The organism is Streptomyces sp. NPDC001093, from assembly GCF_040298985.1.
In the GTDB taxonomy this organism is placed as follows: Bacteria; Actinomycetota; Actinomycetes; order Streptomycetales; family Streptomycetaceae; genus Streptomyces.
In genome coordinates this window covers 1-14,931 of sequence record NZ_JBEPBF010000185.1, presented here as the reverse complement: position 1 = coordinate 14,931, position 14,931 = coordinate 1, and the positions used below count along the sequence as shown (strand labels likewise).

17 protein-coding genes and 1 pseudogene are annotated in these 14,931 nt (G+C 73.3%); 9 read left to right on the top strand and 9 right to left on the bottom strand.

Going from position 1 to position 14,931, the window contains the following annotated elements:
• The first annotated feature begins 102 nt into the window (after nucleotides 1-102).
• Nucleotides 103-906, top strand: coding sequence for a polyphosphate kinase 2 (gene ppk2 / locus ABT288_RS46070; RefSeq protein ID WP_351621900.1), 804 nt, complete (start codon nucleotides 103-105; stop codon nucleotides 904-906).
• 52 nt (nucleotides 907-958) lie between these two features.
• Here ppk2 and ABT288_RS46065 read toward each other — a convergent pair whose 3' ends face one another.
• Complete coding sequence (locus tag ABT288_RS46065) at nucleotides 959-3,343, bottom strand: phosphoketolase family protein (RefSeq protein WP_351621897.1); 2,385 nt, start codon at nucleotides 3,341-3,343, stop codon at nucleotides 959-961.
• Nucleotides 3,344-3,763: 420 nt separating this feature from the next.
• On the opposite strand from ABT288_RS46065, the gene ABT288_RS46060 reads away from it, so the two are divergent.
• From ABT288_RS46060 to ABT288_RS46050, 3 genes are all read left to right on the top strand, one after another.
• The gene (locus tag ABT288_RS46060) at nucleotides 3,764-5,128 is read left to right on the top strand and encodes an MBL fold metallo-hydrolase (RefSeq protein ID WP_351621894.1); all 1,365 of its coding nucleotides are present in this window, start codon (nucleotides 3,764-3,766) and stop codon (nucleotides 5,126-5,128) included.
• A gap of 66 nt (nucleotides 5,129-5,194) precedes the next feature.
• Nucleotides 5,195-5,584 carry a rhodanese-like domain-containing protein gene (locus ABT288_RS46055; protein WP_450860234.1) on the top strand — a complete coding sequence of 130 codons (390 nt, stop codon included), beginning with the start codon at nucleotides 5,195-5,197 and terminating at the stop codon, nucleotides 5,582-5,584.
• Nucleotides 5,581-6,330 carry a sulfite exporter TauE/SafE family protein gene (locus ABT288_RS46050; RefSeq protein ID WP_351621889.1) on the top strand — a complete coding sequence of 250 codons (750 nt, stop codon included), beginning with the start codon at nucleotides 5,581-5,583 and terminating at the stop codon, nucleotides 6,328-6,330. The genes ABT288_RS46055 and ABT288_RS46050 overlap by 4 nt, the downstream gene beginning before the upstream one ends.
• Before the next feature lie 48 nt (nucleotides 6,331-6,378).
• Here ABT288_RS46050 and ABT288_RS46045 read toward each other — a convergent pair whose 3' ends face one another.
• On the bottom strand, nucleotides 6,379-6,666 hold the full coding sequence (locus ABT288_RS46045; RefSeq protein WP_351621886.1) for a metal-sensitive transcriptional regulator: 288 nt from the start codon (nucleotides 6,664-6,666) through the stop codon (nucleotides 6,379-6,381).
• 83 nt (nucleotides 6,667-6,749) lie between these two features.
• On the opposite strand from ABT288_RS46045, the gene ABT288_RS46040 reads away from it, so the two are divergent.
• Nucleotides 6,750-7,331 (top strand): rhodanese-like domain-containing protein, encoded by a 582-nt coding sequence (locus ABT288_RS46040; protein WP_351621883.1) that lies wholly within the window; start codon nucleotides 6,750-6,752, stop codon nucleotides 7,329-7,331.
• 126 nt (nucleotides 7,332-7,457) lie between these two features.
• Nucleotides 7,458-8,324 carry a universal stress protein gene (locus ABT288_RS46035; RefSeq protein ID WP_351621880.1) on the top strand — a complete coding sequence of 289 codons (867 nt, stop codon included), beginning with the start codon at nucleotides 7,458-7,460 and terminating at the stop codon, nucleotides 8,322-8,324.
• 27 nt (nucleotides 8,325-8,351) lie between these two features.
• On the opposite strand, the gene ABT288_RS46030 is transcribed toward ABT288_RS46035, so the two are convergent.
• The gene (locus tag ABT288_RS46030) at nucleotides 8,352-8,540 is read right to left on the bottom strand and encodes a hypothetical protein (RefSeq protein WP_351621878.1); all 189 of its coding nucleotides are present in this window, start codon (nucleotides 8,538-8,540) and stop codon (nucleotides 8,352-8,354) included.
• Nucleotides 8,541-8,793: 253 nt separating this feature from the next.
• Between ABT288_RS46030 and ABT288_RS46025 the strand changes: the two genes are divergently transcribed.
• Entirely contained in the window at nucleotides 8,794-9,237 is a 444-nt protein-coding gene (locus ABT288_RS46025; RefSeq protein ID WP_351621875.1) for a universal stress protein, read from the top strand.
• Between the two features lie 153 nt (nucleotides 9,238-9,390).
• Here ABT288_RS46025 and ABT288_RS50450 read toward each other — a convergent pair.
• The 5 genes and pseudogenes from ABT288_RS50450 to ABT288_RS46000 form a co-directional block, all read right to left on the bottom strand.
• Nucleotides 9,391-9,519, bottom strand: a pseudogene (locus ABT288_RS50450) (CBS domain-containing protein); the annotation flags it as partial.
• A 160-nt stretch (nucleotides 9,520-9,679) separates the two neighbouring features.
• A complete protein-coding gene (locus ABT288_RS46015; protein WP_502973002.1) occupies nucleotides 9,680-10,669 on the bottom strand; it encodes an Acg family FMN-binding oxidoreductase in 990 nt (329 codons plus the stop codon).
• Nucleotides 10,670-10,963: 294 nt separating this feature from the next.
• Nucleotides 10,964-11,845, bottom strand: coding sequence for a universal stress protein (locus ABT288_RS46010; RefSeq protein WP_351621870.1), 882 nt, complete (start codon nucleotides 11,843-11,845; stop codon nucleotides 10,964-10,966).
• The gene (locus tag ABT288_RS46005; RefSeq protein WP_351621867.1) at nucleotides 11,829-12,065 is read right to left on the bottom strand and encodes a DUF1918 domain-containing protein; all 237 of its coding nucleotides are present in this window, start codon (nucleotides 12,063-12,065) and stop codon (nucleotides 11,829-11,831) included. Before ABT288_RS46005 ends, ABT288_RS46010 begins: the two co-directional genes overlap by 17 nt.
• A gap of 208 nt (nucleotides 12,066-12,273) precedes the next feature.
• Nucleotides 12,274-13,629 carry a nicotinate phosphoribosyltransferase gene (locus ABT288_RS46000; RefSeq protein WP_351621864.1) on the bottom strand — a complete coding sequence of 452 codons (1,356 nt, stop codon included), beginning with the start codon at nucleotides 13,627-13,629 and terminating at the stop codon, nucleotides 12,274-12,276.
• Nucleotides 13,630-13,791: 162 nt separating this feature from the next.
• Between ABT288_RS46000 and ABT288_RS45995 the strand changes: the two genes are divergently transcribed.
• The gene (locus ABT288_RS45995; protein ID WP_351621861.1) at nucleotides 13,792-14,196 is read left to right on the top strand and encodes an Hsp20/alpha crystallin family protein; all 405 of its coding nucleotides are present in this window, start codon (nucleotides 13,792-13,794) and stop codon (nucleotides 14,194-14,196) included.
• Between the two features lie 101 nt (nucleotides 14,197-14,297).
• Complete coding sequence (locus ABT288_RS45990) at nucleotides 14,298-14,564, top strand: hypothetical protein (protein ID WP_351621859.1); 267 nt, start codon at nucleotides 14,298-14,300, stop codon at nucleotides 14,562-14,564.
• A gap of 10 nt (nucleotides 14,565-14,574) precedes the next feature.
• On the opposite strand, the gene ABT288_RS45985 is transcribed toward ABT288_RS45990, so the two are convergent.
• A partial coding sequence (locus ABT288_RS45985; protein WP_351621856.1) for a BON domain-containing protein occupies nucleotides 14,575-14,931 on the bottom strand: 357 nt, incomplete at its 5' end.

Below are 14,931 nucleotides of genomic sequence, written 5' to 3'. Positions count from 1 at the left end.
CCGGACCACGCGGTCGAGCCGTACGGCCGGGCCGCCCGGGGACGCCGGAACACCCGGCCCGACCGCCCCGCGGAGGCAGGCGGGCCGGGAGAGAATGACCGTATGACGGACAAGAACGCGGAGACGCTCTCTCGCAAGACGTACGAGGCCGAACTGCTGCGGCTGCAGATCGAGTTGGTCAAGCTGCAGGAGTGGGTGCGCGCCGAGGGCGCCCGGCTGGTCGTCGTCTTCGAGGGGCGGGACGCGGCCGGCAAGGGCGGCGCCATCCAGCGGGTCACCCAGTATCTCAACCCCCGTGTCGCCCGGATCGTGGCGCTGCCCAAGCCGACGGAGCGCGAGCGCACCCAGTGGTACTTCCAGCGGTACGTCGAGCATCTGCCGGCCGCCGGGGAGATCGTGCTCTTCGACCGGTCCTGGTACAACCGGGCCGGCGTCGAGCGCGTCATGGGCTTCTGCACCAAGGAAGAGCACCAGCTGTTCCTGCGCCAGTGCCCGATCTTCGAGCGGATGCTGGTCGAGGACGGGATCCTGCTGCGCAAGTACTGGTTCTCGGTGAGCGACGCCGTACAGCAGGAGCGCTTCCAGCGCCGGCTGCAGGATCCGCTGCGGCGCTGGAAGCTGTCGCCGATGGACCTGGAGTCGATCACCCGTTGGGAGGCGTACTCCCGGGCGAAGGACGAGATGATGGTGCACACCGACATCGCCGAGGCGCCCTGGTACGTCGTGGAGAGCGACGACAAGCGGCGTGCCCGGCTGAACATGATGGCCCACCTGCTGTCGTCCGTCCCCTACCACGAGGTGCCGCCACCGGTGCTGGAGCTGCCGGAGCGGCCGCCGTCCAGCGGCTACGAACGGCCGCCGCGCGATCTGCAGACGTACGTCCCCGACCACGCGGCGCACCTGTGAATCCGCCCCCGCCACGGTCCGGGGCGGGGGCACACCGGGGTCCCGGACCGGTTCAGCCGTCCCACGCCCAGTCGGCCACCTCGGGCAGGTCCATGCCGTGCTCGCGGATCCATACCTGGTGGCGCTGCCGGGCGTCCGCCATCCGCTGACGCACGGCGGCCGCCCGCACCGCCAGACCGGGGACGCGGTCGATCACGTCCATCACGAGGCGGTAGCGGTCCAGGTCGTTGCGGACCACCATGTCGAACGGCGTCGTGGTGGTGCCGATCTCCTTGTAGCCGCGCACGTGCAGGTGGCGGTGCCCGGTGCGGCGGTAGGCGAGGCGGTGGATCAGCCACGGATAGCCGTGGTAGGCGAAGATGACGGGCTTGTCGGCGGTGAAGAGTCCGTCGTACTCGAAGTCGCTCATCCCGTGCGGGTGTTCCTCGCTCGGCAACAGCCGGGCGATGTCGACGACGTTCACCACACGCACCACCAGCTCGGGCAGTTCCCTGCGCAGCAACTGGGCCGCCGCCAGCACCTCCTGTGTGGGCACGTCGCCCGCGCAGCCCAGGACCACGTCGGGCTCGCGGGTACCGTCCTCGGTGCCGGCCCACTCCCAGATGCCCGCGCCGCGCGCGCAGTGCACCGTGGCCTCTTCCATCGGCAGCCAGTCGAAGCAGGGCTGTTTGCCGGCGACGACGACGTTGACGTAGTCGCGGCTGCGCAGCACGTGGTCGGCCACCGACAGCAGGGTGTTGGTGTCCGGCGGCAGGTAGACCCGCACCGCCTCGGGGCTCTTGTTGAGGATGTGGTCGACGAAGCCGGGATCCTGGTGGGAGAAGCCGTTGTGGTCCTGCCGCCACACGTGCGAGGTGAGCAGGTAGTTGAGGGAGGCGATGGGGGCGCGCCAGGGCAGGCGGCGCGTGGTGCGCAGCCATTTGATGTGCTGGTTGACCATCGAGTCGACGATGTGCACGAACGCCTCGTAGCAGGAGAACAGCCCGTGCCGGCCGGTGAGGAGGTAGCCCTCCAGCCAGCCCTGGCAGGTGTGTTCGGAGAGGATCTCCATGACCCGCCCGTGCCGGTCGAGGTGCTCGTCGACCGGGAGGGTCGCGGCCTGCCAGGCCTTGCCGCTGGCGCCGTAGACGGCCTGCAGCCGGTTGGAGGCGGTCTCGTCGGGGCCGACCAGGCGGAAGTCACGGCGGTCGGCGGTGGCCGCCATGACGTCCCGGAGCAGGTCGCCGAGGACACGGGTCGGCTCGTGCAGGGTGGCGCCGGGCTTGTCGACCTGCACGGCGTACTTCTCCAGGGGCGGCAGGGGCAGCTCGCGCACCAGGAGTCCGCCGTTGGCGTGCGGGGTGGCCCCGAGCCGCCGGGCCCCCTCGGGGATGCAGGCGAGCACGTCCGGGCGCGGGACGCCGTGCTCGTCGAACAGTTCCTCGGGACGGTACGACCGGAGCCACTGCTCCAGCTGCCGCAGGTGCTCGGGGTTGTCCCGGACGGCGGCGAGCGGCACCTGGTGGGAGCGCCAGGTGCCCTCCACCGGCAGCCCGTCGACCTCGGCCGGGCCGGTCCAGCCCTTCGGGGTGCGCAGCACGATCACCGGCCAGCGGGGCCGGTCCGTGGCCCCGTCCTCCCGGGCGGCCCGCTGCAGGGCGGTGATGCGGTCGACGGCGGTGTCCATGGCCCCGGCCATCGCGCGGTGTACGGCCGCCGGGTCGTCGCCGGTGACATGGATCGGCTCGTGGCCGTAGCCCCTGAGCAGGTCGTCGAGTTCCGTCTCGGGGAGCCGGGACAGCACGGTCGGATTGGCGATCTTGTAGCCGTTGAGGTGCAGGACCGGCAGGACGGCGCCGTCGTCGACCGGGTCGAGGAACTTGTTGGAGTGCCAGGACGCGGCCAGCGGCCCGGTCTCCGCCTCGCCGTCGCCGATCACGCAGGCGACCAGCAGGTCCGGGTTGTCCAGTGCGGCGCCGTAGGCGTGCGAGAGGGAGTAGCCGAGTTCGCCTCCCTCGTGGATCGAGCCCGGCGTCTCCGGCGCGACGTGGCTCGGCACGCCGCCGGGGAAGGAGAACTGCTTGAACAGCCGGGCCATGCCCGCCGCGTCCCGGGTGACGTCCGGATAGGTCTCCGTGTACGACCCCTCCAGCCAGGAGTTGGCCAGGACGGCGGGGCCCCCGTGACCCGGTCCCCAGATGCACAGGGCGTTCAGGCCGCGGGCCCTGATGAGGCGGTTGAGGTGGGTGTGCACGAGGTTGAGGCCGGGTGAGGTGCCCCAGTGGCCGAGCAGGCGCGGCTTGACGTGCTCGGGGCGCAGCGGTTCGGTCAGCAAGGGGTTGGCCATGAGGTAGATCTGGCCGACGGAGAGGTAGTTCGCGGCGCGCCAGTGTGCGTCCAGCGTGGCGAGCTCCTCGTCCGTGAGCCCTGCGGGCGTCTGCTGCGTGTCGACGGACATCGGGGTTCCTTCCGGATCGGACGGCGATCGGGCGTGAGCTGTACCCGGGCGGGCACAGCACCCACCCTCGGGCGGACCGCCGGGTACCGGACAGGGCCGTTCGGGCCACGCCCGCCCGCAAGGCGTCCCTTCGGCCCGGCTGGGGCTGAGGTCCGCCGCCCGTACGGCGTCCCTCCACCCCGTACAGCGTCCGTCCGCCGCTCGGCACCGGCCGGGTGACCAGCTCCGACTGGGGTAATACGAACCCCTCTGGAGGGACGGCGTCCGCACGGCTCGCGCTGCGCGGGCCCGGGTCGAGGGCCTGTACGGCGGTGCGGTCGGCCGGTGTCTCAGGGGCTTTCCCACACCCCCAAAATACCCCCCGGGGTACTCATGCTACCGTCGAAATATACCCCGGGGGGTAACTGGAAAGGAGTTCCCGTGTTCTTCGTCGACACGATCGAGGTGGCCGGGCTCGGCAACCGCAGCTATCTGGCGGGCGGCGAACGGACGGCCGTGGTGGTCGACCCGCCTCGTGACATCGACCGGGTGATCGCCGCCGCCGCACGGCGCGGGGTGCGGATATCCCACGTCGTCGAGACCCACCTCCACAACGACTACGTCACCGGCGGACTGGAGTTGGCCCGCATCACGGGCGCCGCCTACCTCGTCCCCGCAGCGGCCCGGGTCTCGTACGAGCGCGTACCGGTGGACGACGGCGACCACCACGAGATCGACGCCGGCGCCGGACTGGTGCTGCGCGCGATAGCGACGCCCGGCCACACCCCGCACCACACCTCCTACGCGCTGGAGGAGAACGGCACGGCCGTCGCCGTGTTCACCGGCGGCTCCCTGCTGATCGGCACCGTCGGCCGGCCCGACCTGGTCGAACCACGGTTGACGGAAGACCTCGCCCGGGCCCAGCACGCCTCCGCGCACCGCCTGGCCACTGAACTGCCCGACGAGGCCACCGTGCTGCCCACGCACGGCTTCGGCAGCTTCTGCTCGGCGGGCCGGGCGGAGGGCGTGTCCACCACGATCGGCAAGGAGAAGGCGTCCAACACCGCCCTGACCCGGGACGTGGACGGCTTCGTCGCCGACCTGCTCGCCGGTCTGGACGACGTTCCCGCGTACTACGCCCACATGGGCCCGGCCAACGCCGCGGGGCCCGCGCCCCTCGACCTGACCCCGCCCGCCCTCGCGGACGCCGACGAGATCGCCGGCCGGCTCGCCGCCGGGGAGTGGGTGGTCGACCTGCGCAACCGGATCGCCTTCGCCGAAGGGCACGTCGCCGGTTCGTTCAACTTCGAGGCCGAGGGACAGCTCGCCACCTACCTGGCCTGGCTGGTCCCGTGGGGCAAGCCGGTGACCCTGCTCGCCGAGTCCGCCGGGCAACTGGCCGCCGCCCAGCGCGAGTTGGCCCGGGTCGGCATCGACCGCCCGGCCGCCGCGGCCGTCGGGGAGCCCTCGCGCTGGGCACGGGAGGGCGAGGCTCTCGCCTCCTTCCCGCGGGCCACGTTCGCCGACCTCGCGGAGCACCCCGGGGACGGCATCGTCGTGCTGGACGTCCGCCGGGACTCGGAGCGGGCGTCGGGCCATGTCGCGGGCTCGGTCCACATCCCCGTGCACACCCTGCGCGACCGCCTCCACGAGGTCCCCGGCGGTCAGGTGTGGGTGCACTGCGCCGGCGGCGTGCGCGCCGCCATCGCCGCCTCCCTGCTGGACGCGGCCGGCCGTGACGTCGTCGCGGTCGACGACCGCTTCGACTCGGCCGAGAGGGCCGGGCTCACCGTCCGCACCGCCTGACGGCGTCCGCCGCCAGGCATCACAACCGAGAAGTCGAAGAAGGCGAAGATGACGAACAGGACCAGGATGAGCCTCTTCCAACGCGGCCAGGGCGGCCCGGCGCGGGTGACCGTGCGGGAGGCCGCCGTCCGCACCGTGCACGCGCGGGCGGCCGGGAACAGCGCGACCTCCGTGTTGCTCGACATACGCGAAGCCGACGAGTGGCAGGCCGGACACGCCCCCGGCGCCGTGCACCTGACCCTCGCCGCACTCGCCGCCGGTGCCGGGCTTCCCGCCGAGGCGCAGGCGGGGCCGGTCATCGTGATCTGCCGCTCGGGCCGTCGCTCCCAGCGGGCCGCCGAACTGCTGCGGGCCAGGGGCGTCGAGGCCGTCGACGTCATGGGCGGCATGCAGGAGTGGGCCCGGGCGGGACTGCCGGTCGTGGACACGCGAGGCGGGAACGGGACCGTCGCGTGAGCGCTGTGCTCCTCGCGCTGATCGCCGGGGCCGTCATCGGCCTGGCGCTCGGCGCCCTGGGCGGCGGCGGCAGTGTGCTGGCCGTACCCGCCCTGATCTATCTGCTCGGCTTCACCCCGGTCGCGGCCACCACGGCCAGCCTGGTGATCGTCAGCGTCACCTCCGCCACCGCCCTGTCCGCGCACGCCCGCGACGGGCACGTCCGCTGGCGTACGGGGCTGCTGTTCGCGGCGGCCGGGATCGGCCCGGCCATGCTGGGCGGCGCGCTCGCCGGGCGTCTGCCGGCGGCGGCGCTGACCGTGGCCTTCGCCGTGGTGGCGGCCGCCGCCGCGGTACGCATGCTCAGGCCCCGCCCGGACGCGGACAGCGCCGTCCGGGTACGGCCGGGCCGGGCGGCGGCCGCCGGTGCCGGTCTGGGCGCGGTCACCGGCGTGCTCGGCGTGGGCGGCGGCTTCCTCGCGGTCCCCGCGCTGGTCGGCGTCCTCGGCATGCGGATGCGGGCGGCCGTGGGCACCAGCCTGCTCGTCATCACCGTCAACTCGCTGGCCGCCCTGGCGATGCGCGCCGGTACGGCCGACGGCCTCGACTGGTCCGTCATCGGGCCGTTCGCCGGGGCGGCGATCCTGGGCGCCTGGGACGGCAAGCGCCTGTCGGCGAAGCTGTCCGGGCACACCCTGCAGCGGGTCTTCGCTGTCGTCCTGCTGGCGGTGGCCGGCTTCATGCTGGTCGACGCGGTGGTGGGATGAGCAAGCGACCGCGCTCGCGCGGCTGTGGCGCCCGCTGCCCCGCATGCCCTACGCGAGCGAGAGGAACAGCTTCTCCAGCCGCGCGCGCATCGCCTCCGTGTCCTCACCGTTCTTGCGGCCCGATTCGATGTCGGCCACGCACTGCTGCAGGCCGGTGGCGATGATCGCGAACCCGGCCCGGTCGAGTGCCCGTGAGGCGGCGGCCAGCTGCGTGATGACGTCCTCGCAGTCCCGCCCCTCCTCGATCATCCGGATCACGCCGGCGATCTGGCCCTGCGCACGCCGCAGCCGGTTCAGCACGGATCTCAGGGACGCGCCCTCAAGCTCCAGTTCCACGATCACTCCTCGGAAAAAATACCCCTAGGGGTACTGTACGTCCCGGTCAGGGACGGCGGCGACCATCAAGGATCACATCTGCCATGACCACCACCCCCCTCATCCTCGACACCGAGCAGGCCCGCGCCCGGCTGGACGACCTCACCGTCATCGACGTGCGCACCCCCGGCGAGTACGCCTCCGGCCACCTCCCCGGTGCCCTCAACATCCCTCTGGACCAGGTCCGGCGCGCGCTGTCCGAGATACGGCATGCCGCCGGACGCGGCGACGTCCTCGTGGTGTGCGCCTCCGGCGCCCGCTCGGAGAACGCGTGCAGGCTGCTGGCCCAGGAGGGCATCCCGACGGCCAGCCTCACCGGCGGCACCCGTGCCTGGGCCGGCGGAGGACACGAACTGCACCGGCCGGCCGCCTGCGACACCCGGGCCGGCTGGAGCATGGAGCGACAGGTGCGCTTCACGGCGGGCACGGTCGTACTTGTGGGCCTGCTCCTCGGCCTGCTGGTGCATCCGGCCTTCCAGATCCTCTCGGCCGGCATCGCGGGCGGTCTCGTCCTCTCCGCGCTCACCGACACCTGCGGCATGGCCGCCGTACTGGGCAGGCTGCCGCACAACCGCCCCCGCCCGGCGGACCTCGCCGCGACACTCGCCGCACTGCGCCGCGACTGACCGCTGCCCTGACGCACGGAAAGAGCCGAAGGGCCCTCGTGCCCCGCCCGGAGCGGATGCAACGTGAGGTTGGGCCCCCTGTGTGTCGCGGGACTCGCCGGCAGCCCGGGAAAGGTGGTGGGGACGATGGCACCTCCTCTGGTGGTGGGCGTGGACGGATCGGACTCGTGTCTGCTCGCGGTCGACTGGGCCGTGGACGAAGCCGTCCGGCACGGCGTGCCGCTGCGGTTCGTCCACGGCTCCCTCTGGGAGCGTTACGAGGGCGCGCTGCCGGGGACCGGCATCGGTCGTCCCTCCGAGCGGGTGCCGGCCAAGCACATCGTGGCCTGCGCGGCCGAGCGCGCCGAGCGGCACAACCCCGATGTGAAGGTCACCACCGAGGTCGTCCCGGAGGACGCCGCGACCGCTCTCGTGCGCGAGGGCGACGCCGCCTTCGCGGTGGTGACGGGCTCACGCGGGCGCGGCCGGCTCAAGGGACTGCTGCTCGGCTCGGTCGGTCTGGCCGTCGCGGCCCGGGCACACTGCCCCGTGGTCGTGGTCCGAGGTGATCGGGCGGGTCTGACCGGTACGCACGGACGGATCCTGCTCGGCCTCGGGGACGCGGACACGGGCTCCGAGGCCCTTCGGTTCGCCTTCCGTGAGGCCGACGTGCGGGGCAGCATCCTGGACGTCGTACGTGCCTGGCGCCACCCTGCCTTCGAGGCGGGCGGTGAGCGGAGCCGGGCGGAAGAGCCGGCCGACGCGTCGGCCGCCGCGCTGCTCGATGCGGCGCTCCGTGAGCCGATCGCCGAGTATCCGCGCGTGCGGACCCACCGCTCGGTGCTCGAGGGTCCCGCGAGCAAGGTCCTGGTGAACCGGTCGGCGGCCGCGGACCTCGTGGTCATCGGTACCCGCCGCCGGACGGGACACCTCGGCCTCCAGCTCGGCCGGGTGGGCCACACGCTGCTGCATCACGCTCAGTGTCCGGTCGCGATCGTGCCCCAGCAGACGTGAGCAGCGGTGGCGCACGCCGCTCCGCTCTCAGCCGAACAGACTGCGCACTCTGATCGTCTCGACGTGCCGCCAGGAGCCCCCGGGCAACAGCATCCAGTCGCCCTTCGTCGACGAGGCCCTGCGCACGACGGCGGTCCGCGCCGTCCTGCGCGACGGCAGCCGGGAACCGCAGCCCGCCGCCTCGGCCCGCGGCCGGGCCGGCGCCCCCTTGCTCATGGCTCTTCCCGCGACATGAGGAGCAGTACGTCGACGACGTTCGCCTGCATGAGCACTCACCCCTCAGACATCATCGTCCTTTTCTCGCAGGATCGCCCTCGGACGGCACAACGCGGGGGCCTCGATGCCCGCCGGCTGCGCCGACCGCAGCGCCCCGGTCGCGTTGCCCTGGCGAGATGGCGGGAGCGCGTGCAGCGTGGAAACGAACGGGGCCGATCGACGGGGTGGGAGAGCCGTAGGAGAGGTGGGACACATGGACAGGGATGCCTCCGGGCCCCGGGTGGTCGTCGGTGTCGACGGATCGCCGTCCTCGTACGAGGCCCTGCGCTGGGCCGTCCGGTACGCGGGCCTCGTCGGCGCCACCGTGGACGCGGTCGCGGTGTGGGAGCTGCCGGGGCTGTACGGGTGGTCGGCGCCCGCCGTGGACATGGACCTCGACGAGGAGGAGACCCGGCAGCGGATGCACAAGGAGCTGACCGACGTGCTCGGCGCGGACGCGAGCGGCTCGGTCCGCAGCCATGTGGTGCACGGCAATGCCGCCGACGTGCTGCTGCGGGCCGCCGAGGGAGCGGAACTCCTCGTCGTCGGCAGCCGGGGCAGGGGCGGGTTCGCCGCCGCCCTGCTCGGCTCGGTCAGCCAGCATGTCTCGCAGCACGCGAGCTGCCCGGTGGTGATCGTGCGCGCTGAGCAGCAGTGACCCGCTCCCTCGGGCAGCGACCTGCTGACCGGGGCCCCGTCCTGCAGGACCACGAGCCCGCCGGGGTGGGTGGTGCCTCCTGCGGTCCGCCCAGCCGGTAACCCGCTCGTGCGCTCCTGGAGCACCGTCGTCGCGGTCCAGCAGGAGGTCGTCGAGCGTCACCACGCCCACCAGGAGGTCTCCGTCCAGCACCGGCAGGCGGCGTACGCCGATGCGGCGGAAGGTGCGACAGGCCGCCTGGGCGTCGTCCGCGGCGTCGACCGCGACCACCCCCGCCGACATCACCGCTCCGACCGCCGTGGTCGGTGGCAGCCCCCCGCCGAGCCCGCGCACCGCTGTGTCGCGGTCGGTTCCGTGGCACGGCCACCGCGGGAGCGGTCATCACCTCGGACACCTTCACCCGGCCTCTCCCCCGGGTCCGACGCCCGTGGGCGTCGCCGTCTCATACGACGTCCAGCACGTCGGCGACGGGCCGGCGGGGACTCGGACGGCCTTCGGGCCCGTAGCCGAGCCGGATGACCATCTGCACGTGAGCCATGGCCGAGACGGGGTCACGGACCGCCCACCGCAACGCGCCCCATTCCAGGGGCTGGGACGTCAGCGAGGCGACCAGCCCGTCCGTCGTGGCCCGCAACAGGACCCGCTCCAGCGCCTGACCCGCGCACAACCAGTCCACCGGCCGGTCGTGGGCGGTGCCGAGCAGGGCGATCTGGGGGTGGCGTTCGAAGGCCGCCCAGCTGCGACCGGGCACTGCGCGTCCCGCGGCGAAATCGCGTACACCAGCGGCGGTCCGGCGGCTGCGGGGCCCCAACGCCTCGGCCGGGATGCCGTCCGAGGCCTCGGCGCCGCCCGTCGGTTCCGTTCTGGTCCAGCGTGCCGTCTCACCCCGTACACCGGGATCCACGGCCTCCCGGCCCTCTGCATCCCCCACCAGCTCCAGCAGCAGCGCCACATGCCAGGGCCCCGGGAAGAGCAGTTCCGCTCCCTCGGCGCGGGCCGCCTCGCGCAACCGGTCCTTCAGCACGCCCGGTATCTCCTCCTCGCGGTAGGGATGACGGCTGGAGTGCCGGCGGCGGATCGCCGGCCGCAGTGCGGCGAGTGCCTCGTCGGGACGGGCCGGGCCGCCGAGGCCCAGTTCGGCCAGCAGCGCCGGATCGGCCGGATCGGGCAGCAGCCGGACCACCGGATCCCGGCCGGCCGCGGCGGCGGCCACGCGCAGGTTGAGAAGCGCCGCGCCGCAGCCGAGGTACAGGCCGCGGTTGTCGGGATCCGTGTGCGGCAGGGCGCGCTCCAGGTCGGCGTAGAGGCGCAGGATCCCGCTGTCGCGCCGGTAGTGGAACCTCCAGGGCTGGGCGTTGTGCAGTGAGGGGGCCGCCGTGGCATCGGCCACGAGGGCGGTGATGTCGGGCGTGGCGAGGGGTGGCGTGATCACGATGGCCTCCCTGGGGTCGCGGGCCCGGCCGTCGCCCGCGGTGACGAGCCGCACCTGGATCCGGGACGGCATACCGGGTCCTGTCTCCAGCCTGGATGGCGCTCGCTGTCCGGGGCAGGGCCGCCCGGGCCCGACCCGGGGGCCGGTGGGCCCCTCGTGCCGGGCTCCGCGGACGACGACCGCTGCCGCAGGGCCGAATGTCCCGCCGTCTCCCCGGACGGGGCGCACTCGAACCGGGGCGCGTGGGGCGTACGGTGCTGCACCACGCCAGGTGCGCTATTGGCGCGCCTACGTTCAGGCCCGCGCAGGCGGAACGACGAGGACAGAGCACTGGGCGTAGTGCAGCACTCCCTGGCTGACCGAGCCCAGCAGCATCCCCGTGAAGCCGCCGTGCCCTCGTGTGCCCACCACCAGGCCCAGTGCGTGGGCGGAGGCTTCGGTGAGCGCCTGGACCGGATGCCCGACGACCAGTTCGTGCCGCAGCTCCACGTCCGGGTAGCGGGTGTTGCGGCCCGCCACGGTCTCCGAGAGCAGTCGCCGGCACTCCTGCTGGGCTCCGTGCTCGTCGAAGATCCTCAGCGGTCCCGGCTGCCATACGTACAGGGCCCGCACCTCGGCGCCGCGCAGGGAAGCCTCCTCGAAGGCCAGGTCCACGGCGGCGGCCGAGTGCTCGCTGCCGTCGACGCCGACGACATAGAACGCCGCCTCCTCGGGAACGTGTTCCGCTTCCGGGACGACCACGACCGGGCAGTGCGCCCGGGCCATCAGGGGCAGGGCGACCGCGGCGGAGCCGAACACCTCCTGGGTTCGGCTGAGGTGTTCCGAGCCCAGCACGACGGCCGTGGCGGTGCGGCTCTCCTCGCCCAGCACCCACACGGGGTCGCCTTCGGCGAGTACGGCGTCCACCTCGACCGCGGGATGCCGGGCCGCGACGAAGTCCACGGCCTCGGCGAGGAGTTGCTTTCCGCTCCGGTGCAGCCCCTCGTTCCACTCCTGCCAGGACGGCGGGACGTCCGGCCCCCGTTGCCCCCTGGTCGGCACGCCCTCGGCGCGGACCGGCCGGAGCGGCACTCCTCGGCGGGCCGCCTCGTCGGCCGCCCAGGCCAGCGCCGTGCGCCGGGTGGGATCGGCCTCCACACCGACCACGATCGGCCGGCGCTCACTCGGCGAGGACATGATCGCCTCCAGTCTCCGGCCCGGCGGCCGCGGACAGCCCGTGGGCCGCGGCGGGATGGTGGACGCCGACGACCTCGCCGTCCCGGGTGACTGCACCGGCCGTGGTGCCGCGGACGACGATCTCGTCGCCGACGCGGGCGCGCATGGGGGCGGCGCTCTCGCCGGGGCGTGCCGGCGGTGCGACCCGGTCGGTTCGCTGTCCCCGTTCGGGCGTGGTCATGGTCCTCGCCTCCTTGCCGCGGTGGCGCGGTGGCGCGGTGGCGCGGTGGCGCGGTGGCGCGGTGGCGCGGTGGCGCGGAGTGTGCCGCCGCCTGCCCGTGCCACGGTGCTGACGCCGCCATCCGGTCCCATGCAAGTCGCGCGCCGCACCTGCTGCCAGGGGCCGTTGGTCCCCGCCTCGGGCGGGTCGGCCTCAGCCGCCCCCGGAGTCACCCGGCGGTCCGGGCCGTCGTGTCGGGCGAGAGGATCCGGGCCCCGATGTCCACGCGTACCTTCATGGTCAGTTCGTCCAGCGCCCGTGAGCGGGTCGCCCGGACCGGTTCGGGGTCCTCGATCCGACGGGCGGAGGCCGGCAGACCGGCGATGTCCTCGCGGAAGCGCTCGCGCGCGTCCTGCCAGCGGTCCGGCGGGCCCGTCCGCCGCCCGCCGGACATGACCGTGTGCAGCAGCGGACGCGCCGAGTCCGGCGGTTCCTCCCCGGCCAGGGCGATGACATCCGGGTGTCCGGCACGCCGGTGGACCTGCTTGCGGCCGGGGGCCGTGACCTTCGCCGAGGACAGCTTCATCACGGGCCGCCCGTCGTACTCCACGAGTTTGTACGCCGCGTCCAGGTAGGGGGCGTCCGCGGCCACGCCGACCCGCGTGCCCACGGCGTACACGTCGATCGGGGCGCCGGAGCCCACCAGCCGGGCCACGCCGTACTCGTCCAGTCCGCCGCTGGCCACGATCCGTACGTCGGTCAGCCCGGCGGCGTCCAGGAGGGCCCGCGACCGGCGCGCGAGGGTGTCGAGGTCGCCGCTGTCCAGGCGGATCGCACAGCCGGGGCCGCGCCGCAGGTCGTTCAGGACCCGGGCCGCGATGCGGACGCCCGCCTCGGTGTCGTACGTGTCCACGAGGAAGGTGACGGGGCCGGGATGGCAGCGCGCGAAGGCCCGGAAGGCCTCCTCCTCGTCGCGGAACGTCTCGATGTAGGAGTGCGCCATGGTGCCCGATGCGGGAAGGCCCAGGGCCGTCGCCGCGGCGACGTTGCTCGTGCCGGCGAAGCCGACCAGAGCACCGAGGCGGGCCGCCTGCAGACCGGCCCACGGGCCGTGCGTGCGGCGCAGGGAGAAGTCCACCACGTGCCGCCCGCCCGCGGCCAGCACACAGCGTGCCGCCTTCGACGCCACCACCGTCTGGTGACACACCTGGTTCAGCAGGTACGTCTCGACGAGCTGGGCCTGCGGCAGCGGTGCCGTCACCTCCAGCAACGGCTCCCCGGCGCACACCGTGTGCCCCTCGGGCACGGCGCGCACCTCGCCCTCGAAGGCCAGGCCGAGGAGCGGTTCCAGGTCCCGCACCGGGCGGTGCAGGGCCGCCGCGAACTCCTCGACGTCCTCCCGTTCGACGCGGTATCCGGCCAGGAAGTCCAGGGCGGGCTCCAGACCTGCGGCGACCAGGAAGCCCCGGCCGGGCGGGAGATCACGCACGAACAGGCTGAAGGTGGCCGGTGCCCGCATGCCCTCCCGCAGGTAGGACAGGGCCATGGTCACTTCGTAGAGGTCGGTGGTCGTGACGTCGGACATGGTGATCGCCGCCGTGTGTGGTCGTTCCCCCGTCACCAGTCTGAGCGCGCCCGACAGGGGTAAAAGGGACTTTGAGGACCCATGACGGGGGCTGTTCGGCCTCAGCACGGGAACCCGGGGCGTGCTGGACTGGAGGCAGGAGAAGACCGAGGAGGTACGGCCATGGGCACACTCACCCGCAGGCAGAGGATCCCCTTCCCGGACATGCCCGACTGGTTCGAGACCATTCCGAGCAGGTTCGCGATGCCCTCGTTCCGTATCGAGGACTACACAGAGAACGACCGTTACGTCATGCGCGCCGAGCTTCCGGGCATGTCTGCCGAGGACATCGACGTCGTCATCGGCGACGGCGTTCTCACGGTCAAGGCCGAGCGCACCGAACGGGACGCGGACAAGAACCACAGCGAGATCCGGTACGGCGCGATGAGCCGCAGCGTGACCCTGCCGCCCGGCGCCGACGAGGACGACGTCACGGCCGACTACAAGGACGGCATGCTGACCGTCAGCGTGGGCCTGGGCTCCGAGAAGGCGGAGGCCAAACACATCGAGATCAGGCACGGCGGCTGACACACCGACGGGCTCCCTGGGAGCCCGTCGTACCTTGTCGTCCCACCCCTCGCGCGTGAGCACGTCGGAGCGGTCCCGGTGGTGGACGTAAGCATCGTGTGGTGGGAATCGTCTCCGGTGACCGGCCCGGGCGGGTCGGCGGGCTCCGGGAGCTGCGGCGGCACAGCAAGGCGCGCGGCGAGACGGCGGCCGATCTGATGGGCGGCTGCGCGATCATCGTGCCCCGGGGCTCTGGAGTTCCGCGGCTCCAGGTGGGACGCGAGGACCGCCGCCTGGACCCGGCGCTGGACTCCCGGCTTCGTTCGCGCGGCGACAGGCTCGCCGGCCCGGGCGGCAGCAGGAACACCGGATCGGGTTCCGCTCCGTGAAGGTCCGTGGCTAGGGCCGGCCGGCCCCGGTCACTCCGTGGCAGGCGGGTGCGAGGTCGAACTGCACGTCCACCACGCCCTCCACGGCCCGCACCAGGTGCGCGGCCACCGGGACCAGGGCGGTGTCGCGGATCCGGCCCGTCAGCGTGACGACTCCGTCGTGCACTTCCACCTGGATGACCGAGGCGGGCGGCGGGAAGAGGTACGCCACGATCTCGTGCCGGACCTCCTCGGCGATGTCGTCGTCGTCGCGCAGGAAGACCTTGAGCAGATCGGCGCGGCTGACGATGCCCGCCAGCAGCCCGGCGTCGTCCACGACCGGCAGCCTCTTGACCCCCTCCTGTGCCATGGTGCGCGCGGCCTCGGC

What these genes read in the sequence shown, in the direction of transcription:
- ABT288_RS46040 (WP_351621883.1), top strand. Translation starts at nt 6,750, where the DNA reads ATGACCACCACCCCCCTCATCCTCGACACCGAGCAGGCCCGCGCCCGG.
- ABT288_RS46025 (WP_351621875.1), top strand. Translation starts at nt 8,794, where the DNA reads ATGGACAGGGATGCCTCCGGGCCCCGGGTGGTCGTCGGTGTCGACGGA.
- ppk2 (WP_351621900.1), top strand. Translation starts at nt 103, where the DNA reads ATGACGGACAAGAACGCGGAGACGCTCTCTCGCAAGACGTACGAGGCC.
- ABT288_RS46010 (WP_351621870.1), bottom strand. Translation starts at nt 11,845, where the DNA reads ATGTCCTCGCCGAGTGAGCGCCGGCCGATCGTGGTCGGTGTGGAGGCC.
- ABT288_RS46055 (WP_450860234.1), top strand. Translation starts at nt 5,195, where the DNA reads ATGAGCCTCTTCCAACGCGGCCAGGGCGGCCCGGCGCGGGTGACCGTG.
- ABT288_RS46000 (WP_351621864.1), bottom strand. Translation starts at nt 13,629, where the DNA reads ATGTCCGACGTCACGACCACCGACCTCTACGAAGTGACCATGGCCCTG.
- ABT288_RS46035 (WP_351621880.1), top strand. Translation starts at nt 7,458, where the DNA reads ATGGCACCTCCTCTGGTGGTGGGCGTGGACGGATCGGACTCGTGTCTG.
- ABT288_RS46030 (WP_351621878.1), bottom strand. Translation starts at nt 8,540, where the DNA reads ATGAGCAAGGGGGCGCCGGCCCGGCCGCGGGCCGAGGCGGCGGGCTGC.
- ABT288_RS46065 (WP_351621897.1), bottom strand. Translation starts at nt 3,343, where the DNA reads ATGTCCGTCGACACGCAGCAGACGCCCGCAGGGCTCACGGACGAGGAG.
- ABT288_RS45995 (WP_351621861.1), top strand. Translation starts at nt 13,792, where the DNA reads ATGGGCACACTCACCCGCAGGCAGAGGATCCCCTTCCCGGACATGCCC.
- ABT288_RS46005 (WP_351621867.1), bottom strand. Translation starts at nt 12,065, where the DNA reads ATGACCACGCCCGAACGGGGACAGCGAACCGACCGGGTCGCACCGCCG.